General features: G+C 62.3%; 19 protein-coding genes. 6 read left to right on the top strand and 13 right to left on the bottom strand.

Features of this window, described 5'->3' with window-relative positions:
* Window positions 1–75 precede the first annotated feature (75 nt).
* The 4 genes from gyrB to dnaA are packed head-to-tail and all read right to left on the bottom strand — an operon-like array spanning window position 76 to window position 6,291.
* Entirely contained in the window at window positions 76–2,496 is a 2,421-nt protein-coding gene (gene gyrB / locus NFH97_RS08425) for a DNA topoisomerase (ATP-hydrolyzing) subunit B (RefSeq protein WP_045995091.1), read from the bottom strand.
* Entirely contained in the window at window positions 2,493–3,623 is a 1,131-nt protein-coding gene (gene recF, locus NFH97_RS08430) for a DNA replication/repair protein RecF (RefSeq protein ID WP_222516260.1), read from the bottom strand. Before recF ends, gyrB begins: the two co-directional genes overlap by 4 nt.
* A gap of 28 nt (window positions 3,624–3,651) precedes the next feature.
* Window positions 3,652–4,755: a DNA polymerase III subunit beta gene (gene dnaN / locus NFH97_RS08435; RefSeq protein WP_045995089.1), complete on the bottom strand. Its 1,104-nt coding sequence runs from the start codon at window positions 4,753–4,755 to the stop codon at window positions 3,652–3,654.
* Between the two features lie 60 nt (window positions 4,756–4,815).
* A complete protein-coding gene (dnaA, locus tag NFH97_RS08440; RefSeq protein WP_045995088.1) occupies window positions 4,816–6,291 on the bottom strand; it encodes a chromosomal replication initiator protein DnaA in 1,476 nt (491 codons plus the stop codon).
* Window positions 6,292–6,892: 601 nt separating this feature from the next.
* Between dnaA and rpmH the strand changes: the two genes are divergently transcribed.
* From rpmH to NFH97_RS08465, 5 genes are all read left to right on the top strand, one after another.
* A complete protein-coding gene (rpmH, locus tag NFH97_RS08445) occupies window positions 6,893–7,027 on the top strand; it encodes a 50S ribosomal protein L34 (RefSeq protein ID WP_008959105.1) in 135 nt (44 codons plus the stop codon).
* Window positions 7,028–7,040: 13 nt separating this feature from the next.
* Complete coding sequence (rnpA, locus tag NFH97_RS08450) at window positions 7,041–7,490, top strand: ribonuclease P protein component (RefSeq protein WP_083970680.1); 450 nt, start codon at window positions 7,041–7,043, stop codon at window positions 7,488–7,490.
* A 199-nt stretch (window positions 7,491–7,689) separates the two neighbouring features.
* On the top strand, window positions 7,690–9,369 hold the full coding sequence (gene yidC / locus NFH97_RS08455) for a membrane protein insertase YidC (RefSeq protein WP_108131947.1): 1,680 nt from the start codon (window positions 7,690–7,692) through the stop codon (window positions 9,367–9,369).
* Window positions 9,370–9,522: 153 nt separating this feature from the next.
* Window positions 9,523–10,893, top strand: coding sequence for a tRNA uridine-5-carboxymethylaminomethyl(34) synthesis GTPase MnmE (gene mnmE, locus NFH97_RS08460; RefSeq protein WP_108449589.1), 1,371 nt, complete (start codon window positions 9,523–9,525; stop codon window positions 10,891–10,893).
* A 261-nt stretch (window positions 10,894–11,154) separates the two neighbouring features.
* Window positions 11,155–11,727, top strand: a complete 573-nt coding sequence (locus NFH97_RS08465; protein WP_124804526.1) for a YceI family protein — start codon at window positions 11,155–11,157, stop codon at window positions 11,725–11,727.
* A 38-nt stretch (window positions 11,728–11,765) separates the two neighbouring features.
* On the opposite strand, the gene NFH97_RS08470 is transcribed toward NFH97_RS08465, so the two are convergent.
* From NFH97_RS08470 to rdgB, 4 genes are all read right to left on the bottom strand, one after another.
* Window positions 11,766–12,641, bottom strand: coding sequence for a 23S rRNA (adenine(2030)-N(6))-methyltransferase RlmJ (locus tag NFH97_RS08470; RefSeq protein ID WP_349624683.1), 876 nt, complete (start codon window positions 12,639–12,641; stop codon window positions 11,766–11,768).
* 670 nt (window positions 12,642–13,311) lie between these two features.
* Window positions 13,312–13,986, bottom strand: a complete 675-nt coding sequence (locus NFH97_RS08480) for a YiaD family glycine zipper/OmpA-like lipoprotein (RefSeq protein WP_045992732.1) — start codon at window positions 13,984–13,986, stop codon at window positions 13,312–13,314.
* 38 nt (window positions 13,987–14,024) lie between these two features.
* Complete coding sequence (gene hemW, locus NFH97_RS08485; protein WP_349624684.1) at window positions 14,025–15,194, bottom strand: radical SAM family heme chaperone HemW; 1,170 nt, start codon at window positions 15,192–15,194, stop codon at window positions 14,025–14,027.
* The gene (gene rdgB / locus NFH97_RS08490) at window positions 15,194–15,805 is read right to left on the bottom strand and encodes an RdgB/HAM1 family non-canonical purine NTP pyrophosphatase (protein WP_349624685.1); all 612 of its coding nucleotides are present in this window, start codon (window positions 15,803–15,805) and stop codon (window positions 15,194–15,196) included. The genes hemW and rdgB overlap by 1 nt, the downstream gene beginning before the upstream one ends.
* A 328-nt stretch (window positions 15,806–16,133) precedes the next feature.
* Between rdgB and NFH97_RS08495 the strand changes: the two genes are divergently transcribed.
* Window positions 16,134–16,805: a LuxR C-terminal-related transcriptional regulator gene (locus NFH97_RS08495; protein WP_045992729.1), complete on the top strand. Its 672-nt coding sequence runs from the start codon at window positions 16,134–16,136 to the stop codon at window positions 16,803–16,805.
* Window positions 16,806–16,965: 160 nt separating this feature from the next.
* Here the strand turns inward: NFH97_RS08495 and NFH97_RS08500 are convergent, their stop codons facing one another.
* From NFH97_RS08500 to NFH97_RS08520, 5 genes are all read right to left on the bottom strand, one after another.
* On the bottom strand, window positions 16,966–18,207 hold the full coding sequence (locus NFH97_RS08500) for a P-loop nucleotide/nucleoside kinase family protein (protein WP_045992728.1): 1,242 nt from the start codon (window positions 18,205–18,207) through the stop codon (window positions 16,966–16,968).
* Window positions 18,208–18,219: 12 nt separating this feature from the next.
* Window positions 18,220–19,512, bottom strand: coding sequence for a glutamate-1-semialdehyde 2,1-aminomutase (hemL, locus tag NFH97_RS08505; RefSeq protein ID WP_045992727.1), 1,293 nt, complete (start codon window positions 19,510–19,512; stop codon window positions 18,220–18,222).
* Window positions 19,513–19,686: 174 nt separating this feature from the next.
* Entirely contained in the window at window positions 19,687–20,499 is an 813-nt protein-coding gene (gene thiD, locus NFH97_RS08510; RefSeq protein WP_213229534.1) for a bifunctional hydroxymethylpyrimidine kinase/phosphomethylpyrimidine kinase, read from the bottom strand.
* A 35-nt stretch (window positions 20,500–20,534) separates the two neighbouring features.
* The gene (hemJ, locus tag NFH97_RS08515; RefSeq protein WP_045992725.1) at window positions 20,535–20,966 is read right to left on the bottom strand and encodes a protoporphyrinogen oxidase HemJ; all 432 of its coding nucleotides are present in this window, start codon (window positions 20,964–20,966) and stop codon (window positions 20,535–20,537) included.
* A 9-nt stretch (window positions 20,967–20,975) separates the two neighbouring features.
* Window positions 20,976–22,928, bottom strand: coding sequence for a chloride channel protein (locus NFH97_RS08520; protein ID WP_349624686.1), 1,953 nt, complete (start codon window positions 22,926–22,928; stop codon window positions 20,976–20,978).
* Window positions 22,929–22,938 lie beyond the last annotated feature (10 nt).

Consider the following 22,938-nt stretch of genomic DNA (forward strand, 5'->3'; position numbering starts at 1 on the left):
CCTGAAGATCGGGGTTTTGTCGCGTGATGTTTCACGTGAAACATCGAGGCCATGGGCCTGGGACTTCCTGCTGCACTAGATGTCCAGATTGGCCACCAGAGCGTTGCGCTCGATAAAGTCACGACGCGGTTCGACTTCATCCCCCATCAGGGTGTTGAACATCATGTCGGCGGCAACGGCATCTTCGATGGAAACCCGCAGCATACGCCGCGTATTGGGATCCATGGTGGTTTCCCACAACTGCTCCGGGTTCATCTCGCCCAGGCCCTTGTAGCGCTGGATCGACAGACCACGCTGTGCCTCGTTCATCAGCCAATCCAGCGCCTCATAGAAGGTCTTGACCGGCTTCTTGCGCTCACCACGGGCGATATAGGCGCTCTCTTCCAGCAGCCCATCCAGCGTCTCACCGAGGCCAGCGATGGCGCGATAGTCGGCGCTGGTGAAGAAGTCCAGGCCCCAGACGTAGTCGGTGGTCACGCCATGGGCAATCAAGGTTACCGCCGGCAGGAAGAACCCGCGTTCATTGTCTTCCTGCAACGAGAAGGTGTAACGCGGTCCGCCCTCGTAGGCCACCAGATCGTCCATTTCCTTCTGCAGGAACTCGATCCAGTTCTGCATGGTGCCGCGATCACGAAGGCTGTTTTCGCCGTCAAGATGTGCCGCATGGACGATCTTGCGCAGCACCTCGCTGGGATAGACCCGCGACAGACGATCGATGCGCTTCATTACATCACGGTACTGGTTCACCAGAGTCTCAAGCTGAGCCCCGCTGATTCCTGGCGCATCTTCACTGACGCACAACCGCGCTCCGTCCAGGGCGGTGGTGGTCAGGTAGTCGATCATCGCCTGCTCATCCTTGAGGTAGAGCTCCTGCTTGCCACGCTTGATCTTGTACAGCGGCGGCTGGGCGATAAACACATGCCCGCGCTCGATCAACTCCGCCATCTGACGGAAGAAGAACGTCAACAGCAGGGTACGAATATGCGAACCGTCCACGTCCGCATCGGTCATGATGATGATCGAGTGATAGCGCAGCTTGTCCGGATTGAACTCCTCACGGCCAATGCCACAGCCCAGGGCAGTGATGAGCGTCCCGACTTCCGCAGACGACAGCATCTTGTCGAAGCGTGCCTTCTCGACGTTGAGTATCTTGCCCTTGAGCGGCAGGATAGCCTGGGTACGCCGATCACGCCCCTGCTTGGCACTACCCCCGGCCGAGTCACCCTCGACCAGGTAGAGTTCGGACAGACCGGGGTCCTTTTCCTGACAGTCGGCCAGCTTGCCGGGCAGCCCTGCGATGTCCAGGGCGCCCTTGCGGCGGGTCATATCGCGCGCCTTGCGCGCCGCCTCGCGGGCCCTGGCAGCGTCCAGCATCTTGTTGACGATGGCCTTGGCTTCGTTGGGCTTCTCTACCAGATACTCCGAGAAAGACCGCCCAAGCTCCTGTTCTACCGCAGTTTTTACCTCGGAAGAGACCAGTTTGTCCTTGGTCTGGGAGGAAAACTTCGGGTCCGGCACCTTGACCGAGATGATCGCGGTCAGGCCCTCACGGGCGTCGTCACCGGAGGTGTTCACCTTGGTCTTCTTCAGCAACCCTTCCGCTTCAATATAATGATTGAGCGTACGAGTCAGTGAAGCGCGGAAACCGGCCAGGTGGGTACCGCCATCCCGCTGAGGGATGTTGTTGGTGTAGCAGAAGATGTTCTCGGCGAAGGTATCGTTCCACTGCATCGCCACCTCGACCGCCACGCCATCTTCCCGCTCCACATTGAAGTGGAAGACGGGGTTGAGAACGGTCTTGTTGGTGTTGAGGTGGTCGACGAAGGCCTTCAGGCCACCTTCATAGTGAAACAGCTCTTCCTTGCCGCTACGCTCGTCCAGCAGGCGGATAGCCACACCAGAATTCAGAAACGACAGCTCACGCAGACGCTTGGCCAGAATATCGTAGTGAAACTCGATATTGGCGAAGGTCTCGGGAGACGGACGGAAATGCACCCGCGAACCGGTCTGCTCGGTCTGCCCCACCACAGCCAGCGGCGACTCGGGGACACCGTGACGATAGATCTGCTCGTGGACCTTGCCGGCACGCCAGATGGTCAGCTTGAGCTCTTCAGACAGCGCATTGACCACCGAGACACCGACGCCGTGCAGGCCGCCAGATACCTTGTAGGAGTTGTCATCGAACTTACCGCCCGCGTGCAACACCGTCATGATCACTTCGGCCGCCGATACGCCTTCCTCTTCATGAATATCGGTAGGAATGCCACGGCCATTGTCACTGACGGTGATCGACTCATCCGGATGGATGATCACCCTGATCTCGCTACAGTGGCCGGCCAGCGCTTCGTCGATGGAGTTGTCCACCAGCTCGAACACCATGTGATGCAGGCCGGTACCATCATCGGTATCGCCGATGTACATCCCGGGCCGCTTGCGTACGGCATCCAGGCCTTTCAGTACCTTGATGCTCGATGAGTCGTAAGCATGTTCGCTCATTGACCACTCCGTCGTGAAGTCTGTCTGTCTATGGCCTGCAGCTGGCCGAAGCCGTCAGCGTCTTGTTTCACGTGAAACATTGCCATCGGCGTATCGGGTTGCCACAGGTCGGCCAGTACCTCGTGATCCACGCTGGTGATGAAGGCCTGGCAGCGCATCCGCTCCAGCCACTGGCAAAAGATCCTTCGGTGGTTCTGGTCCAGTTCGGCGGGCAGATCGTCGATCAAGTAGAGACAGGTCCTGCCTGTCATCTTCTCGAGTAACCGTCCCTGGGCAAGCTTCAGTGCGCTCACGACGAGTTTCTGTTGTCCTCGTGAAAGCACTTCGACCGCTGGTCGTTTGTCGAGTCGAATCGCCAGATCCGCTCGCTGGGGCCCCTGCTGGGTAAATCCCATCTGACGATCGGTGTCGCGTCCCTGCTCGAGCACCTCGGCCAGATCTCGCTGTCGATCCCAGCCACGGCTATAGCGCAGCGTCAGTGATGGCAGTGAAATCAGCCCTTCCAGCGTTTCCTCGAATACCGGGATAAAGGTATCGATCCATTCCCTGCGCAGGATGTCCATGCGCTCGCCCGAAAGCGCCAGCTCATGCTCCCACACTGACAGGGATTGAGGCTCCATTCTACCATGCCTGAGCAGGGCATTCCGATGTTTCAGGGCGCGACGGAAACGCTGCCAGGCCTGCAGGAAGTCATGTTTCACGTGAAACACTCCCCAATCCAGGAACTCCCTCCTGCCGGCGGGAGATCCCTCCAGCAGGCGGAAGGCGTCGGGGTTGATCAACTGCAGGGGCAGGGTCTCCACCAGACGAGACACCCTGTCGAGTCGCTCACCGCCAATGCGCAGCGTCAATTCGCGCTCCTGACGCAGGCGGCGCAAACCGATCGATACAGGGGGATCACCGGCAAGGCGGCCATGCAGGACAAGGGCGTCAGCATCGTGGTGGAGTACCTGGGATAGCCGACGCGCCCGAAAGGACCGCCCCATGCCCAGCAGGTGGATACCTTCGAGCAGGCTGGTCTTGCCGCTGCCGTTGCTTCCAGTGATCAGGTTGATCCCGGAAGATGGTGAAATATCAAAGGCCTGCAAGTTTCGCAGGCCTTGAAACATCAAGCGGTCTAGCGCCATGGAAAGGCCTTGCTGGCAACGAATACCGTCACAGGCGCATCGGCATCACGACATAGAGGGCATCGCCGCCACCGGGTTCTTCCATCAGCGCACTGCTGTTGGGATCGCCCAGCGTCATCTGCACGCGATCCTCACCCACGGCGTTGAGCACATCGATCAGATAGCCGACGTTGAAGCCGATCTCCATGGCCGGCCCGCTGTATTCGATGGCGATGTTTTCCTCGGCCTCTTCCTGCTCCGGGTTGTTGGCCATCACCCTCAGGTTGCCCTCTTCCAGATTCAGCCGTACCCCACGGTACTTCTCGTTGGAGAGGATGGCGGTACGCGACAGCACCTGACGCAACTCCGAACGTTCAGCGATGAAGACCTTGTCGCCGCCCTTGGGCACGACCCGCTCGTAGTCCGGGAACTTGCCGTCCACCAGCTTGGAGGTGAAGGTGAAGTCCCCAGTGTGAGCACGGATATGGGTAGAGCCCAGGGTCAGGCTGACAGGCTCTTCGGAATCGTCGAGCAGTCGCACCAGCTCGAGTACGCCCTTGCGCGGGACGATCAGCTTCTGGGCCGACTCAATGTTGATCTCCACGGGACGAGAGCTGACCGCCAGGCGGTGGCCGTCGGTAGCCACGGTGCGGACCAGGTTCGGGGCGAACTCCAGCAGCAGGCCATTCAGATAGTAGCGAACGTCCTGCTGCGCCATGGCGAAGGAGGTGGCGTCGATCAGCTGCTTGAGGGTCCCCCGCGGCAACGCCAGTTCGACACTGCTCTGACCATCCTCGATATTCGGAAACTCGGCGACCGGAAGCGTGGACAGGGTAAAGCGTGAACGGCCACTGCGCAGCACGGCCCGCCCATCCTCGATGGACAGCTCCAGCTCGGACTGGTCTGGCAAGGACTTGCAGATGTCCATCAGCTTGCGCGCGGGCACCGTGATGGCGCCAGGCTCATCCACCTGGCTGGCCACGGTGCGGCCGACCAGTTCGACTTCCAGGTCGGTGCCGGTCAAGGCGACCTCGTCCTGTTCGACCTGGATCAGCACATTGGAGAGCACCGGTAACGTCTGACGGCGCTCGACCACACCGGCCACCAGCGTCAGCGGGCGCAGCAGCGCTTCGCGGGAGATGGAAAATTTCATGTCGGCTCCACTTCTTGTCCGGGAGAGTGAGACGGTCACGCGGTTGATGACGTAGAGACGTTAACTGGTCAAAAGCCGCAACAGATTCTTGTAGTCTTCACGAATGTCGGCGCTTTCTTCCTGCAGCGCCTGCACCTTGCGACAGGCATGTAGCACGGTGGTGTGGTCTCGGCCGCCGAAGGCGTCGCCGATTTCCGGAAGACTGTGATTGGTCAGTTCCTTGGCCAGGGCCATGGCGACCTGTCGCGGGCGCGCCACGGAGCGTGAACGCCGCTTGGACAGCAGGTCCGCCAGCTTGATCTTGTAGTACTCCGCCACGGTACGCTGGATGTTGTCCACGCCTACCTGCTTGTCCTGCAGAGCGAGCAGATCCTTGAGCGATTCGCGGATGAAGTCCTGGGTGATCGACTTGCCCATGAAGTGAGAATCGGCGATGACCTTCTTCAGCGCCCCTTCCAGTTCACGCACGTTGGAGCGAATCTTCTGGGCGATGAAGAAAGCCGCATCATGGGGTAGATCCACCTTGGCCTGGTCGGCCTTCTTCATCAGGATCGCCACCCGAGTCTCGAGCTCAGGCGGCTCTATCGCCACCGTCAGCCCCCAGCCAAAACGGGACTTGAGGCGCTCCTCGACGCCGCTGATTTCCTTCGGATAGCGATCCGAGGTCAGGATCATCTGCTGGCCACCCTCAAGCAAGGCATTGAAGGTGTGGAAGAACTCCTCCTGGGAGCGCTCCTTGCCGGCGAAGAACTGGATGTCATCGATCAACAGCGCGTCGACGCTGCGATAGAAGCGCTTGAAGTCATTGATGGCGTTGAGCTGAAGGGCCTTGACCATATCGGCCACGAAGCGCTCCGAGTGAAGATACACCACCCGAGCGTTCTCGCGACGCCCCGCCAGGGCATTGCCCACCGCATGCATCAGGTGGGTCTTACCGAGGCCGACGCCACCATACAGAAACAGCGGGTTGTAGGCTCCCCCAGGGTTCTCCGACACCTGGCGGGATGCCGCCCTGGCGAGCTGGTTGGACTTGCCCTCGACAAACGTCTCGAAGGTGAAGTTGGGATTCAGGCCACTGGAGTGCTTGAGACTGCCCTCGACCTGAACCTGACGCTCACCACCGGGTGGACGCGTGACCGGCGCCTCACCGCCTTCGTCGCGCAGGCGGTCGACCTCGCGCTCATCCCCCACATCGCCGCGGGAGCTGGTGTGCACGGCCGCCGAGCGGGCCGGAGCGGCGGAGACAGGATCGCCGAGTTCGCGAGTCTGGGGTGGGGCCGGCGCAGCACGACGACTGCCCACCGTCAGCATCACCTTGGGCGGCTTGGCCGGCGCCAACTCCCGCATCAGTTCACTGATACGCTTGGCGTACTTGTCACTGACCCAATCGCGCACGAAGCGGTTGGGTGCCAGCAGCCTGAGCTGATTGGACTCCCCTTCTTCCGCCTGCAGAGGGCGAATCCAGGTGTTGAACTGCTGCGAGCTCAGTTCATCCTGAAGGGTTTGTAGACACTGTTGCCAGAGAGCGAGCGACACGCGAGCTACCTTGGTTGAAGAACGACCGCACATTGTAGCCTTGTCACCACGAGTTATCCACACGAGAACGGCACCGAAACCTAGCTGTGGAAAACCCTTGTACGCCATTCGGAGTTGTGCTGGAACAACTTGCTGGCGAACGAGTCCCTGTGGACAATCTCATCATTGATCCACCGGAACCACACCGCTCCTCCCCGCGGTCTCAACGTTTTCTCCACACTTTTATATGCAACGCAACATGTTGAAATTTCATACGAGAACACGCTTATCCACAAAAACTATCCCCAGTAGTAATAACAACATCAGTCAAGAACTTCTCTTTATTGTTATGTAGGCAGTGGGTCATGTCGCGAGGCCGGTCCCAGGTGGCTTGTTCACCCGCCGGTTCGGCTCGAGCAAGAGTTATCCCCAGCCGTCTGGTCCGGACTGGCAGGGGCGAACACCCTGAAACCTGCTTTCTGGCCCGCGAAAAGATTGCACCCAGGGCTTGAAATCACTAAAATATCCGGTCTTGAGCCGAATACCCCCGGGGGCCCGAGCGGATTCCGGGAGCCTCTGGATGTCTATCCGTTCCAAAAAACCACTGTGGGATTAACGAGTTATGAAGCGCACATTTCAACCGAGCGTTCTCAAGCGCAAGCGCGCGCACGGCTTCCGTGCTCGCATGGCCACCAAAAACGGCCGCGCCGTTCTGGCACGTCGCCGTGCCAAGGGCCGCAAGCGCCTGAGCGCCTAAGCGCAGGTCCTTCGTGGCCTGTCTGACCTTTCCCCGGCAATGCCGCTTGCTGACTGCCGGGGACTACCGCCAGGTGTTCGATGGGGCGGTCTACAAGGTTCACGGCAAGGGCCTGATGGCGTTGGCGATTCCCAATGACTTGGGACACCCTCGCCTGGGCCTGGTCTTCAGCAAGAAGAACGTACGCCGGGCCGTCGATCGCAATCGACTGAAACGACTGGCTCGTGAGTCCGTTCGGCATGCACAGCATCGACTTCCCGCCGTGGATATCGTCTTGCTGGCCAGGCGTGGCGTCAACGAGGTCGACAACGACACCGTGCTGCGCCAGCTGTTCGGCATGTGGCGTCGTCTCGAGCGCGAGGCCGAGAAGTCGACTCGTCCCTCGCGGACATCGACGACACCTCGCCACGCGAGTGACACCCGGGGTGACACTCGGTCACAGCCGAAGCAAAGCCGTAACTAGCAGCAAGAGGCTCTTCAATGCCGAACACACTTCGTCCGAGCATGAACGAGTCCCTCTTCCGGCCCCTTGACGTCACCTCTCGCGACGCGGAACGTTTCCGTACGAATACTGGCCTGCCTCCGGCAGGCTTTCGTGTATCTCATGTAGGCGTCTCGCGTGGCGCCATCGGCATGTTCACTTCCCTTCGGGCAGACCCTTCATGGACGTAAAACGACTACTCCTGCTGATCCCCCTGGCGGTGCTCGCCTACCTGATCATGGTGCAGTGGAACCAGGACTACGGTCAGCCGCCCAGCACCCCGGATGCTCCGGCGATCACCAGCAACGCGACCTCAAACGGTGCCGACGCCTCCACATCGGAAGGCCTGGCGGCACCCAGCTCGGCCAATGATGTCGGCAGCGAGCTGCCCGGCAGCAGCGAGCCCGCTGCCAACAGTCGAGATCTCATTGCGGTCATCACCGACGTCCTCGACGTGCGTATCGACCCCCAGGGTGGCGACATCGTCTACGCCGCCCTCCCCCAGCATCTGATGAGCCAGGATGGGGATCGGCCCTACGTGCTGCTGTCCAACAACAGCACCCTGAGCTACGTCGCTCGCTCTGGACTGCAGCTTGACGGCAACAGCGGTCGTATCGCCTTCTCGCCCGAGAAGACCGAGTACCGCCTGGCCGACGGCCAGGACAGCCTGCAGGTGGACATGACCGCCACCGTCAATGGCATCGATATCGTCAAGCGTTTCACCTTCAGTCGTGACGACTACGCAGTCGACGTCAGCTACCTGCTTGCCAACGCTGGCGAGGAGCCGGTCAGCGCACGCTTCATCGGCCAACTGGCCCGCGACAACAACCCGGATCCGTCCACTGGCCCCAAGATGGGCATGCGCTCCTTCCTCGGCGCGGCGTACTCCTCACCGGAGAACCGCTACGAGAAGATCGACTTCGAGGACATCCAGGCAGGCAACTTCCAGAACCGCGAGGTCGAGGGCGGCTGGGTCGCGATCATCCAGCACTACTTCACCTCCGCCTGGGTACCGCCGCAGCAGCAGGACAACCTGTTCTACGCCGCCACCGACAGTCAGGACCGCAACGTTGCCGCCTTCGCCGGCCAGGCCCAGACCCTGGCGCCGGGCGCCGACGCCACCCTGGGTGCCACCCTCTACATGGGGCCCAAGGTGCAGGAGCGGCTTGAGGCCGTGGCTCCGAACCTTGAGCTGACCGTTGACTTCGGCTGGCTGTGGTTCATCGCCAATCCGCTGTTCTGGCTGCTCGATCACATCCACGATCTGATCGGCAACTGGGGCTGGTCCATCGTCATCCTGACCATCATGGTCAAGGCTGCCCTGTGGCCGCTGTCTGCCAAGGCCTACAAGTCCATGGCACGCATGCGCAAGCTTGGCCCGGAAATGCAGCGTCTCAAGGAACGCTTCGGCGACGACCGCCAGAAGATGTCCCAGGAGATGATGAAGTTCTACCAGAAGGAAAAGATCAATCCGCTGGGCGGCTGTCTGCCGATCCTGATACAGATGCCGGTATTCATCGCGCTGTACTGGATGCTGCTGGAGTCCGTGGAACTGCGTCACGCGCCCTTCATGCTGTGGATCCAGGACCTGTCGGTGAAGGACCCCTACTTCGTCCTGCCGATCCTGATGGGCGCCTCCATGTTCGTTCAGCAGATGCTCAACCCGACGCCTCCGGACCCGATGCAGGCGAAGATCATGAAGATGCTGCCGATCGTCTTCACCTTCTTCTTCCTGTGGTTCCCGGCCGGTCTGGTCATCTACTGGGTGTGCAACAACTGCATCTCGATCATTCAGCAGTACGTGATCACCCGCAAGATCGAGGAAGACCCCAGCGTCGGCAAGGGCATGAACACCAAGTAAGTCCTCATGCATGACGCTTCCAGACCCCCGCTTCGGCGGGGGTCTGGCGTTTCAGGGCCCGCACCTCTGGCAACAGCCGTTGGCCACACCAGCCGGACTGGCAAAGCCAAGCGCTGCGCCTGACAATACGCCCGATCATCAAGGAGTCTGACCATGACCACGCCTCTCTACACCCAGGACAGCATCTGCGCCCTCGCCACGCCGCCGGGTCGGGGCGGCGTCGGCATCATACGCGTCTCGGGGCCCGCCTGTGGCGCGATTGCCAGCGCCATGCTGGGCCAGGTACCGGACGCGCGCCAGGCCTTCTACGGACCGTTCAGGGGCGATAACGGGGTAATCGATGAAGGCATCGCGCTGTTTTTCGAAGGGCCACACTCCTTCACCGGCGAAGACGTGCTGGAACTTCAGGGTCACGGCGGCCCGGTGATCATGGACATGCTGCTCGAGCGCTGTGTGGCGCTGGGGGCACGGCTGGCCCGCCCGGGTGAGTTCTCCGAGCGCGCCTTTCTCAATGACAAGCTCGACCTGGCTCAGGCCGAGGCCATCGCCGACCTGATCGACGCCAGCTCCCGTGGCGCCGCCGAAAATGCCTTGCGCTCCTTGCAGGGTGAGTTCTCCACCCGCGTGCAGTCGCTGGTCCAGGGCCTGATCGAACTGCGCATGTACGTCGAGGCGGCCATCGACTTCCCCGAGGAGGAGATCGACTTTCTCGCCGATGGCCATGTCGCGGCCAAGCTGGGCGCGCTCATGACGGAGCTTGCCGAGGTGCGTCGCAGTGCCGGCCAGGGCGCGCTGATGCGCGAAGGCATGAGCGTGGTCATCGCCGGACGGCCCAATGCCGGCAAGTCGAGCCTGCTCAATGCGCTGACCGAACAGGACACCGCCATCGTCACCGATATCGAGGGCACCACCCGGGACGTGTTGCGAGAACATATCCATCTGGACGGCATGCCGCTGCACATCATCGACACCGCCGGCCTGCGCGATACCCCCGACGCGGTGGAAAAGATCGGCGTGGCCCGCGCCTGGAGCGAAATCGAGAAGGCCGACCGGGTCCTGCTGCTGGTGGACGCCACCACCACCGAGGCCACCGACCCCATGGCCATCTGGCCGGAATTCGTCGAGCGCCTGCCGGACGCCTCACGCTTGACCCTGGTGCGCAACAAGGTGGACCAGAGCGGTGAAGCACCGGGACTCGATTTATCCACAACACCTCCTACGCTGCGGCTCTCCGCCAGATCACGTCAGGGTGTGGATAACCTCAAGTCTCACCTCAAGGAGATCATGGGCTTTCAGTCCACCACCGAAGGCCGCTTCTCGGCTCGGCGTCGTCACCTGGACGCCCTCGACCGCGCCCGAGAGGCCCTCGACAACGGCCATGCACAACTCGAAGGCTATGGCGCGGGCGAGCTGCTGGCCGAGGACCTGCGTGATGCCCAGCAGGCGCTGGGGGAGATCACCGGCGAGTTCAGCGCCGACGATCTGCTGGGTGAGATCTTCGGCAGCTTCTGTATTGGCAAGTGAAAGCCTGAAAATGCACAAAAGCCTTTAAAACAGACGCTCCACCAATAGCGAGCACTTACCCACGTTCATGCGCCAGCGATCGCCTCGCCATCCCTTCGGTGATGGCGAAGCCACGCCTGGCGCCGACATGGGGCGCCTGAGGCGTCCGCCATCACTGGTGCCAGGCATCCGCCCCCCGGCCGGCCGGACCGAGGGCTCGTCCAGGGCATCTGTCATACCCGCTACACTGTGGGCAGTGCCCCCTTGCCCACAGGAGTCCCCATGAAAGCTCTTCCCCTGGTTGTCGCAATGGCGCTAGGCAGCGTCTCGCTTTCCGCCCTGGCGGACTGGCAGCTGTCCGGTGACGATTCACGCCTGTGGTTCGGCTCAGTGAAAAACCAGAGCATAGGTGAGACCCACCACTTGGACGGTCTGTCCGGCGGTATCGACGATAGCGGCAAGGTCACCATCGAGGTGGCCACAGAATCGCTGGACACGGGCATCGATATCCGTGATGAACGGATGCTCGAGCACCTGCTGGCCGCGGCCAGCTTCGCGATCTCGGCCCAGGTAGATACCTCCAGCTTCGATTCACTTGGCGTAGGCGAGACCCTGGCGACCAGTATCCCGGTCGATATCAGTCTCGGCTCGGCGTCGACCGAGCAGGAGGCCCAGGTACTGGTGGCAAGACTCGCCGACACACGCTGGCTGGTGGTATCGGATCAGCCGGTATGGCTAAGCGCAGAATCGCTGGGCTTCGAGGACGGCATCGCCGCCTTGCAGGAAATCGCCGGCCTCTCATCCATCGACCGAACCTCACCGGTGGGCTTTCGCTTGATGTTCGAGGCACCATGACCCGGTTGGCGTCTGGCCAGATGACCGACGACCAGGCGCTACTCCTCGACCCACCAGCGCTGGTCGTGGCGCGCTGCGTCACCGAGCAGCGGCAGCCAGTCAGCGATGGCGGCCTGCATGCTGTCGCTGACACCCCAGGGCGGGTTGGCCACCAGCATCCCGCTGCCGTACATACCGTGACTTGCCCCACCCGGGGGGTGCAGGATCACCTCGCTGCGCCATAGTTTGCGTACACCGCTGGCTCTCAGCCTGTCCAACAGCTCCTGGTGGCGCCCGGCGGGCAGCAGTGGATACCACAACAGCAGCACCGCGTGGCGGACCTTGCCGAGGGCATGAATCATGGTCTCGGCGACCTCCAGGTACTCCGACTTGCGCTCGAAACTCGGGTCGACCAGCACGCACAGCCGCGGTGTCTTTACCGGGAGCAGTGACCTGAGCCCGGCCAGGCCATCGCCATGCACGCGTCGAATATTCGCCTGCTGCCCTTCGCCTGCCAGTGACTGCCGGGCCAGGTGGCCGTGCTCACCCGGGTGCAACTCGAACAGGGTCAATCGGTCCTGATCACGCAGCCGATGACCCAGCCACCAGGGCGAGCCCGGGTAGTGGGTCAATTGCTGTGGCCGCGGCTGGACGGAGTCGATCGCCTCAAGCCAGGTCGTCAGCAGTGGATTCTGCGCGCCCGCCTTGCCCGTCTCGGTGCGGCTGTCCCACAAGCGCTTGACGCCCGTCTGGTACTCCTTGAGCCGCGCGGTTTCTTCAGCCGCCAACGGATAGCTTCCTCGCCCGGCGTGAGTATCTATAAACGTAATGGCGCTATCTTTACGTAATAGGTGATCGATCGTGGCGTAAAGCCACAAGTGTTTATGAACGTCGGCGAAATTGCCGGCATGATAGGCGTGCTGATAGGAAAGCATGGATGGTCTGACCTGGTCGTGGGGCGAAAATCGTTCGCCGAGTCGATGGCGTTACGATAACAGCAAGTAGGGGTCTGCGTGCAGACGTATGGACTCATGACAGACATTGGGCTTTAACCGAGTAGGTACGCTGTACCCCCAACGAACCCGAGCCGTTGAACATCATGGAGCCATCGCCAGTTATCGCTGTGACCAAGGTTGGGGCAGCAGCAGGGCTTGGGAGAGACCGGCCAGACAAGAGCAAGAGAGATCTAGCGAGTCCTGGAGAGATCTAGAGGGTCCTGGAGAGACCGGGCAGGAATGAAGAGATAGGCAGGTATCGAAAAGGCCCGCGCCTCTGTCGAGAGGTGCGGGCCTTGCCGTTGCAGTCGCTGCAACGTCGCGACTTCAGCTACGGGCTATCGACGCAAGCGAGAGAAGCCCGCCGAGGGGCAGGCCTCCCTCATACAGGCGGCCGAGTCGCCTTACCCCTGCTGGCCGGTCGGCGTCAGGGTAATCTCGACGCGACGATTCTGGGCGCGACCTTCTTCGGTGTTGTTGCTGGCGATCGGCTGGTTTTCACCGTAGCCGCTCACGTACAGGCGACCGGAGGCGACACCCTGCCCCTGGAGAATAGAGAAGCCCGCCGAGGGGCAGGCCTCCCTTATACAGGTCAGGCAGCCGAATCGCCTTACCCCTGCTGACCGGTCGGCGTCAGGGTAATCTCGACGCGACGGTTCTGGGCGCGACCTTCTTCGGTGTTGTTGCTGGCGATCGGCTGGTTTTCACCGTAGCCGCTCACGTACAGACGACCGGAGGCAACACCCTGCCCCTGGAGGTAGCTGCCCACCGACTGAGCACGACGCTCGGACAGACGCTGGTTGTAGCTGGCGTCGCCGGTAGAGTCGGTGTGGCCGGCGATATTGACGCGGGTTTCCGGATACTGGGTCAGCACGTTGGCCACGTCGTTGAGGGCGCTGGTGGCGCCGCCGGTCAGGTCGGCGGAGTCGAAGCCGAAGGTCACGCTACTCGGCATGTTGAGCACGATGTTGTCACCCTGGCGCTCCACGTCGATCCCGGTACCCTGCATGCTCTGACGCAGTTGTTCTTCCTGGCGATCCATATAGACACCGATGCCACCGCCCACGGCGGCGCCCGCAGCGGCACCAATCAAGGCACGGTCACGTTTGCTGGTGCTGCCGTCGCCACTGATGGCGCCGGCTGCGGCACCGACGGCGGCACCCACAGCGGCGCCAATGCCGGTGTTGTTGCGATCGGTCTGGCCAGTGTAAGGATCCGTTGTGGAGCAGCCAGCCAGAATCACGGCGGCTGCCAGCGGGGCGATCAGTCGAGTCTTGCTGCTCATGGCGTCAACGTCTCCTTCCATGTGGTACATCATCCCTTTCAGTCTTCGCTGAACAGGGTCAAAAGGTCGTTCAAGAATAATAGACCTTGCGCAGAAGCTTGAACCCTGGCGGCGTCTTGCACAATAAGTCCCTTTTCACGCGCCTTGTCGATCTTTGGCGACAACTCTGCCACAGAGCGTCCTGTGTGTGCACACCAGGTATCCAGCGATACCCCGTCGACCAGTCTCAGTGCGTTCATCGCGAATTCCAGCGCCACCTCGTCAGGCTTCACCCGTCGATGACCGGCCACGAAACCCCGTGGATCCTGATGTCGCCGCAGGTAAGCCTCGGGCTGGCGAGTCTTCCAGCGACGCTCGATGTGGAAGCCCGACTCGCCCGGCTGGCTGATCTTGCCGTGGGCACCGGCGCCGATCCCCAGATAGTCGCCGAAGCACCAGTAGTTGAGGTTGTGACGCGCCCGACGCCCGGGCTTCGAGTAGGCCGAGATCTCATAGCGTTGAAACCCTGCCGCCTCGAGACGCTCGTGGCCCAGGTCCTGGATATCCCACAGCACCTCTTCTTCCGGTAGCCGCGGTGGCTTGGCATGAAACTCGGTATTGGGCTCCAGCGTCAGCTGATACCAGGACAGGTGTTCCGGCGCCAGCGTGATGGCCCGCTCCAGGTCGGCAAGCGCGAGCTCCGGGGTCTGCCCCGGCAAGCCATGCATCAAGTCCAGATTGAGATTGTCGAATCCGGCTCGGCGAGCCTCATCGAAGGCGCGCTCGGCGTCCTCGCCGCCATGGATACGACCCAGCGCCGAAAGCTGTTCGTCGTGAAAACTCTGCACGCCAAGCGACAGCCGGTTGATGCCGGCACGGCGATAGTCGGCAAAGCGGCCACGCTCCAGCGTCCCCGGGTTGGCTTCCAGCGTAATTTCGATATCCGAGGCGAAAGGCACCAGCTGGCTCGCCGTATCCAGCAATCGGCGATAGAAATCTCCAGACATCAGACTCGGTGTGCCGCCGCCGATGAAGATGCTGACCAGCTCGCGTCCGTCGGCAAGCCTGGCATCGCTGCGCAGGTCGTCGATCAAAGCCGCCAGATAGGCCTCTTCGGGGAGTTCGGCGCCGCGCCCGACACCGTGGGAATTGAAGTCACAGTAGGGACACTTGCGCACGCACCAGGGCACATGGACATACAGCGCCAGCGGCGGAAGACGAGACACCATCACGAACTCGACCGACGCTCGAGTTCGAGCAGCAGCGCCGAGAGGGCGCGACCGCGATGACTCAGTCGGTTCTTCTCCGCCGCGCCGAGTTCGGCGGCGCTGGCGCCCTGGTCCGGCAGCCAGAACAGTGGGTCATAGCCAAAGCCGCCCTCACCGCGCGGATGGGCCAGGATCTCGCCACGCCAGTCGGCCTGGACGATAAGTGGCACTGGATCCTCGGGATGCTCGAGCAGCACCAGCACGCACCAGTAGCTGGCACCACGGCTCCCCTCGGGCACCTCGGCCATGGCCTCGAGCAACTTGTCGTTATTGCGACCGTCGTCCTTGGGTTCACCGGCAAAGCGGGCGGAATAGATACCGGGGCGACCATCGAGTGCATCCACGGCGAGCCCGGAGTCGTCGGCCAGCACCGGCAGGCCGCTGATACGGCTGGCTTCCCTCGCCTTGAGCAGGGCATTTTCGACAAAGGTCAGTCCCGTTTCCTCGACCTCGGGAACGGCAAACTCCGACTGGGCGTGAACCTTGATGCCCAGTGGCGCCAGCAGCGCGCCCAGTTCCTTGAGCTTGCCGGCGTTTCCACTGGCCAGCACCAGTTCGGTAAGTTGACTCATGGCGTCGCTCTTGATGGGTAGTTCGATAGAAGACACGTCGGCACTATGCCGGCATGTTTGCCTATACTCTATCATGCGCGGTTTGAATGCCGTTTAAGCACAAAGTTGGAAAAAAGATTCAAAAAATACCGGGAAACTGTCCGAAAATTCGCTATTTTCTAGGACCAAGGTATGAAATATTTCGGTACAACCGTGTATCAAGCCTAACTTTACTGTGCAGTAGTTACAGAACCTTACAAAATGAATGAAATAGGCCCATAATGGTCACCACTTACTAGTCATACCCATCCCTGTCAGCAGGCGTCTGCGGGTGCACGGAGACACGACGATGAGCAACAACACAGGACAGATAGTGCTGGTGACTGACCACAACCCTCAGTCACTGCTCTTCATCAACTATATCAAGGACCAATTCCACTGCCCTGTCTCCATCGCCGCCCCCGCCGACACCATCGAGATCGATGACAGTCAGCAGGTGCTGGTACTGATGGACGCCGACCACGTCGACGACGCCGCCATGCAGCATTGGCAGGACGTCAGTGCACGCCACAGCGGCCTGTTGCTCACCGCCTTCAACCTGCGTGACGAAGAGCATGCGCTGGAGGTGCTGTCCTTCATGCATCTGCGAGGGGTCTTCTATCGTCAGGACAGCCTCGACAGTATCTGCAAGGGCATCGCCAAGCTGTTCGAGACCGACGATCTGTGGATGTCACGCTCACTGATGACTCGCCTGATCGAGTTCTCCCGCCGCCAGCAGCTCAATGCCTATCGACCGGCCTGTGGCCTGACCCAGCGCGAGATGGAGATCATCGGACTGCTGGGCTCCGGCGCCTCCAACATGGAAATTGCCGAACGCCTGTGCGTCAGCGAACACACCGTAAAGTCTCACCTGTACAACGTGTTCAAGAAGATTCGCGTCAGCAATCGCCTGCAGGCGGTCAACTGGGCACGCCAGAATCTCGGCGCACCGCCACCTCGACGCTCCACTGCGACACGCTAAGGCTCGACGACCGAGCCCTGGAACGACGGGGGCACAGACGCCTATCGGCTGAGATCGAGCAACGGAATGAAGCGACTGCATCGACAACACAGGTGCAGCCAACAAGGACGCCGGCATCGCCGGCGTCCTTGTTGGTGGAGAAGGATACCTGGCTGGTCTCTTACAACACGCGTATGTGCTCTTCGATCAGGCTGGCCAAGGTCTCCGCCGCGTTGTCGGCCGTGCTGTCCAGCCGCACCAGGTGCAGGCGTTCCTCGTCGGTGAAGTCTTCGAACGCGTCCTGCTGTGCCGCCAGCACCGCCAGGCTCAACGATTCGTCCCGCTCATTGCGCACCGCACGTTTGCTGATGCGACGTCTTAGCGTTTCGTCGTCGGCCTCGAAGCTTACCAGCAGCACCGGCAGTCCCCGGGCCTCGGCCTGCCAGCGCAACAGCTCGCGCTGCTTGCGCTCGAGGAAGGTGCCGTCGACACAGACCATGTAACCGGCGTCCAGCAGAATCCCGGCGCAGGCGGCCAGGCGCTGGTAGGTCTTGTCGGTGGCCTCGCGGGTATAGATATCCACAGGCAGATCGTCACTACCCTGTTGTGGATTGAATCCATGCAGCACCAGGCGCTGAACATCAGAGCTCAGTCGCACCGCCCCCTGGCGTCCCACCAGGGTACGGGTGAAGCGGCTCTTGCCGCTGCCCGACACCCCGACGCCGATCACCAGCGGCGGAAAGCGGAACTCCGCGTGGCGCTCCGCCAGGGTCAGGTAGCGGCGGAAACTGTTCATGGTCTCGGCCATCAGCGACGGACGCTCCTGGCCGCTCACCTGGCGGCGCTGCAGCGCACGGCGCATGCCCGCCATGGACTCGATGACCTGCAACAGTGACAGGATCCGTGCCAGCTCGTAGTCGCCACTGCGACGTAGATAGCCATCCAGCGCCTGATGGGAGAGCGTCATCTCGCCACGCAGTTCGAGTTCCACCCTGAGACTCGCCAGGTCATGGCCGGGATCTGCCATCTCGGGATAGTCGAAGGGCTTGGGATCCTGGGCAGCACTCTGGGCGACCACCAGACGCCCGTTGTCACACAGACGTACATCGGAGTACTCCATGTACCAACGGCTGGGACGCAGGCGATCCTTGCGCACCTCGATGATCGGAGCGAGACGATCGAATTCCTGATCCAGCCACACCTTGAGGGCGTCCAGGCGCTCGACGTCCTCGTCCCCGGTCAGCAGGGATCGACAGGCCGAGAACTCGGCCTCGCTGCGGTGCTTGAGCACCGTCAGCGGTTCCGGCAAATCGCTCTCCGGCGGCAACGGCTCGGCGTGAAACTCGGCCAGCGCGTCCAGCAGTTCTTCCAGGGTAAAGGGCTCCAGCGCGGTGTCCGGCGAAGCGGCGTCATTGCCAGTCATGGTCGGCTCCTGTCAGGCCTGGGTCGTCATCTGGGCGAAGGCTTTCTCGGCAGCGTCCAGGGTCACCTGGATATCCTCCGGCGTGTGTGCACTGGACATGAAGCCAGCCTCGTAGGCCGACGGCGCCAGGTAGACTCCCTGCTCGAGCATGGCGGTGAAGAAACGGCGGAAGGCATCGGCGTCACAGGCGGTGGCCTGGGCAAAGTTCTCGACGCTGCTCTGGGCGGTGAAGAATACCCCGAACATCCCTCCCACGCGCTGGGTGATCATGTCGATACCAGCCTCGCGTGCCCGGCTTTCAAGCCCGTTGCATAGGGTCTCGACACGCTGCGCCAGGGCCTTGTGAAAGCCCGGCTCTTTCAGTTTGGTCAGCAGTGCCACCCCCGCCGCCATGGCCAGCGGATTACCGGCCAGGGTGCCGGCCTGGTACACCGGCCCCAGCGGCGATAGTTCGCTCATGATCTCGCGGCTGCCACCGAAGGCACCCACCGGCATGCCGCCACCGACGATCTTGCCGAGACAGGTCAGATCCGGGGTCACGCCGAAGTGTGCCTGGGCGCCACCCAGGGCGACACGGAAACCGGTCATCACCTCGTCGAAGATCAGCACACTCTGGTGGCGGTCACAGACCTGGCGCAGGGTCTTGAGGAAGTCGGCACTCGGCGGGATGCAGTTCATGTTGCCGGCCACCGGCTCGACGATGATGCAGGCGATCTGACTGCCGATCTCCTCGAAACAGCGCTCCACCTCGTCGATGTCATTGTAGGACAGCGTGATGGTATGTTCGGCCAGAGCGGCGGGCACCCCGGGAGAACTGGGCTCACCGTGAGTCAGCGCGCCGGACCCCGCCTTGACCAGCAGCGAATCGCTGTGACCATGGTAGTTGCCCTCGAACTTGACGATCTTGTCCCGCCCGGTGAAGCCACGGGCCAGGCGAATCGCCGACATGGTCGCCTCGGTGCCCGAGTTGGTCATGCGCACCATCTCGATGCTCGGAATGATCTCGCAGATCAGCTCCGCCATGGTGGTCTCGACCGCGGTCGGGGTACCGAAGGACAGGCCCTTGTCGAGGCGCTCGCGCACCGCGCCCAGCACGTCGGGATCGGCATGGCCGGTGATCATCGGTCCCCAGGAGCCCACGTAGTCGACGTAGCGCTTGCCTTCGACATCGAAAAGGTAGGCGCCCTTTGCGCTCTCCATGAACACCGGCGGACGATGCAGCCCCTTGAACGCGCGCACCGGTGAGTTGACGCCACCGGGAATGTGCCGACAGGCCTGTTCGAAGAGCTCAGCGGATGTGGTCATGGCAACCTCTTTGCCCAAAAGTGAAATTCAATCATCGATGCCACAGACATCGATTCAGCGCGACACCGCCTGTGGATAACCCTGTGGAGGGCATGGGATAACCCGGTGAATTGGGCGCCAATACCTTCCAACAGGGGCTGATCGGGGTCTCTCATGCCGACTGCCGTGTCGCCATCATACCTTGACCTCGTCCGGCGAAAAGCGCGGCGTCGGCATTTTCCACAGCCGGCGAGGCAACGACTGCCCCTGGCCGGGCGTCCAGCCATGGGCCAGCGCCTGCCAGGCAAACACCTGAGCCTGCTCACAAGCCTGCACCAGACTTTCTCCCGCCGCCAGTCGCGTAGCCACAGCAGCGGCCAGGGTACAACCGGAACCATGAAAGGTCGCCGGCAAGCGGGGCCAGGTCCACTGACGATCGCTGTCCGGAGTATGCAGGGTATGGGCGACACGCCCCTTGGCCGTCTGGCCCTGGGGATCATCGGTGCCGGTCACCAGCACCGCCTGACAGCCCTGGTGCATCAGACTGACACAGCGCTCGGTATCATCCTGGTAGTCGAGCCCGGCCAGGCGTGCCAGTTCGCCGCGATTGGGGGTCAGGATATCGACCCTCGGCAGCAGACGCTCGAAGTAGGCGTCGATCAGCTCCTGGGTCGCAAGCGGTGATCCGCCCCCCGCCTTGAGCACCGGATCGGCAACCACCGGCACACCGGGCCGGCGGCGCACCACATCGACCACCGCGTCCAGCGCCTCGAGGTCGGCGATCAAACCGATCTTGATCGCCGCGATCGGCAGGCTCTCCAGCGCTGCGGCCGCCTGGCGAATGGTCGAGGCCGGCACCGGGTGCACCGCCTGGACGTCGACGAGGTCCTGTACCGTCAGTGCGGTAGGCACGGTCAGCGCCCAGCCTCCGCAGGCGGCCACGCTCTCGGCGTCGGCCACCAGGCCGGCACCGCCGGTCGGGTCATGCCCGGCCAGCACCAGCACCATCGGCAGGTGGGGCGAAGTCGAAGGACTCAGGCTATTCAAAAGGGTTTCACCACGGCCAGGATCACGATAGCCACCAGTGCCAGCACCGGCAGTTCATTGAACACACGAAAGAAGGTGGCACTGCGACGGCAACGATCCTCGGCCAGCTGCTTCAGGTAGATCAGGCAGACATGGTGATAGGCCACCAGCGCCACCACCAGCGCCAGCTTGGCGTGCAGCCAGCCCTGGCTCATCAGGGCCGGGTTCAACCACACCAGCAGGGCCCCCAGCAGCAATACCGCCACCATCGAAGGTGTCATGATGCCGCGATAGAGCTTGCGTTCCATCACCATGAAGGTATCCATGCTGGCGTACTCGCCCTTGTCCCGGGCCATGGCGTGGTACACGTAGAGCCGTGGCAGATAGAACATGGCGGCGAACCAGGTCACGATCGACATCAGGTGAAAGGCTTTTATCCACAGATACATGGCGACTCCTCAGGCTGTGGATGGATCAGACAGGCGGTAGTACCGCTCAATGGCATCCCGGGTGATGATACCGGAAATTCGCTTCTGCTTCGGTCGATAGCCGTGTTCCACGTAGAGTCCATCCACCTTGCTTTCGTTCAGCACGTTCAGCGCCTCGGTCAGGGTCGCCTGCAGGTGGATGGCCACCAGGTCCAGTCGCTGGCCGGGGATTTCCAGCAGGTCCAGCAACGCCTCCTTGTCTTCATCGGGGCTGGACGCCGCTGGTGACACCGGCGGTGGCGAGCGATCGACGTTCTTGCCCGCGATGACATCCGCCTGGCCACCGGGGGCGCCCCCCTTGTCCATCAACACATCCATGGCAGCATTGTCGTCGCTGGCTTCGCGCTGATCTTCCGGCGCCGCCTTGTGTTCCTGTTTCTCCCGCTGTTCCTGCTGCTGCTGCTGCTCCTGCTGCTCGAGCAGATAACGCGCGAGGTCGGCCGCCTTCAGCGCCAGGGTCGGCTTGTCGTCGGTGGAACGTTCGATGATGATCCACACCGGTTTGGCCTCGAGCAATGCCCGAGCCTGGGTCTCCGAGATCCGTCGTCTGGTGCGCACCAGGCTGCGCTCCATCACCGCCGGCACCGACACCCGCGACAACGCCTGCATCAACGGTTGCTGAAGGGGGTGCAGACCATGGCGCTTGACGCTGATAAAGAAGCCGTCACAGCGACACAGCTGGCGCGCGGTCAGGCAGGACACCACCACCGCCAGCATGCCCGGCAACAGAATATGCGGCATATGGGTCAGTTCGAGCAGGGCCATCAGCGCCGCCAGCGGCGCCTGCAGCACCGCCCCCATCATCGCCGCCATGCCGATCATCGCGAATAGCCCAGGGTCTGCGGCCTTGTCCGGCCACATCCAGCCCCCGGCAATGCCGAACAGCGCCCCGGCGGCCGCGCCCACCACCAGCACCGGGCCGATGATGCTCACCGGCACTCCGCAGCCTACCGCGAAGGCAGTCAGCAGCAGCTTGCCCAGCACCAGCGCCATCAGAATATCCAGCGTCAAACGATTGAACAGCGCATCGGACAGGCTGTCGTAGCCGATGCCCTGGACCTGGGGGTAGCACCAGGCCAACAGCGCCGCCAGGGCACCGACCAGTGCCAGGCGCCACCACAGCGGCAGACTGGCGATGCGCTCCGAGCGCGAGACATGGATGAACAGACCCGCCAGCAGACCGATACCGAAGGCCATGGCGGCGATCCAGTAGATATTGAACAGCGAGCCCATGGACAGATCGGGAACCGCGAAGGCAGGGTCGGCGCCATAGACCAGCTGGGAGACCAGGGCTCCCATGCAGGCCGCCAGGATGACCGGCATGAAGCCAACGATGGTGTATTCCATCATCACCACCTCCATGGCGAAGATGACCCCGGCGATGGGCGTATTGAAGGAGGCGGCGATACCTGCCGCGGTGCCGCAGGCCACCAGCACCCGCAGGCTGTTGTGGGGCAGGCGCAGCAGTTGGCCGAGGCCACTGGAGGCGGCGGCGCCCAGGTGGATCGCCGGGCCTTCGCGCCCGGCGGACAGCCCCCCGACCACCGACACCACCCCCACCCACCACTGGTTCAACCAGTTGCGCAGCGGAAAGCGGCCCTGGTGATAGGTCAGGCGTTCGATCACATGGCTGACGCCGATCTTGCGGGCAGCCAGTGGCTGACGCCACAGCAGCACACCAATCACCGTCACCGCGATGATCGGCAGCACCATGCGCAGGCCGGTAGACAACTGCTCGAAGGCTTCGGGATCGTCGTAGGGCATCACCAGCATGGCGCCGACCATCAACGCCAGCCGGAAGACCACCATCAGACTGCCGGTGATCAGCCCCGTCACCACCCCCAGCACGCACAGTTGCGGCAGGGCGTCGACGCTCGCCAGCTGGCGACGGAAGGCATCAAGACTGAGATCGGGCAGGCGCATGGAGGTGTGG

The sequence above is a fragment of the Halomonas sp. SCS19 genome (genome assembly GCF_040147015.1).
In the GTDB taxonomy this organism is placed as follows: Bacteria; Pseudomonadota; Gammaproteobacteria; order Pseudomonadales; family Halomonadaceae; genus Halomonas; species Halomonas litopenaei.

Bases quoted from the DNA above. Each gene is read 5' to 3' on its own strand.
- recF (WP_222516260.1), bottom strand. From the start codon at position 3,623: ATGGCGCTAGACCGCTTGATGTTTCAAGGCCTGCGAAACTTGCAGGCC.
- NFH97_RS08520 (WP_349624686.1), bottom strand. From the start codon at position 22,928: ATGCGCCTGCCCGATCTCAGTCTTGATGCCTTCCGTCGCCAGCTGGCG.
- gyrB (WP_045995091.1), bottom strand. From the start codon at position 2,496: ATGAGCGAACATGCTTACGACTCATCGAGCATCAAGGTACTGAAAGGC.
- thiD (WP_213229534.1), bottom strand. From the start codon at position 20,499: ATGGTGCTGGTGCTGGCCGGGCATGACCCGACCGGCGGTGCCGGCCTG.
- mnmE (WP_108449589.1), top strand. From the start codon at position 9,523: ATGACCACGCCTCTCTACACCCAGGACAGCATCTGCGCCCTCGCCACG.
- rdgB (WP_349624685.1), bottom strand. From the start codon at position 15,805: ATGAGTCAACTTACCGAACTGGTGCTGGCCAGTGGAAACGCCGGCAAG.
- rpmH (WP_008959105.1), top strand. From the start codon at position 6,893: ATGAAGCGCACATTTCAACCGAGCGTTCTCAAGCGCAAGCGCGCGCAC.
- NFH97_RS08500 (WP_045992728.1), bottom strand. From the start codon at position 18,207: ATGACTGGCAATGACGCCGCTTCGCCGGACACCGCGCTGGAGCCCTTT.
- NFH97_RS08495 (WP_045992729.1), top strand. From the start codon at position 16,134: ATGAGCAACAACACAGGACAGATAGTGCTGGTGACTGACCACAACCCT.
- NFH97_RS08480 (WP_045992732.1), bottom strand. From the start codon at position 13,986: ATGAGCAGCAAGACTCGACTGATCGCCCCGCTGGCAGCCGCCGTGATT.
- NFH97_RS08465 (WP_124804526.1), top strand. From the start codon at position 11,155: ATGAAAGCTCTTCCCCTGGTTGTCGCAATGGCGCTAGGCAGCGTCTCG.
- yidC (WP_108131947.1), top strand. From the start codon at position 7,690: ATGGACGTAAAACGACTACTCCTGCTGATCCCCCTGGCGGTGCTCGCC.
- NFH97_RS08470 (WP_349624683.1), bottom strand. From the start codon at position 12,641: ATGCTTTCCTATCAGCACGCCTATCATGCCGGCAATTTCGCCGACGTT.
- hemJ (WP_045992725.1), bottom strand. From the start codon at position 20,966: ATGTATCTGTGGATAAAAGCCTTTCACCTGATGTCGATCGTGACCTGG.
- dnaN (WP_045995089.1), bottom strand. From the start codon at position 4,755: ATGAAATTTTCCATCTCCCGCGAAGCGCTGCTGCGCCCGCTGACGCTG.
- hemL (WP_045992727.1), bottom strand. From the start codon at position 19,512: ATGACCACATCCGCTGAGCTCTTCGAACAGGCCTGTCGGCACATTCCC.
- hemW (WP_349624684.1), bottom strand. From the start codon at position 15,194: ATGGTGTCTCGTCTTCCGCCGCTGGCGCTGTATGTCCATGTGCCCTGG.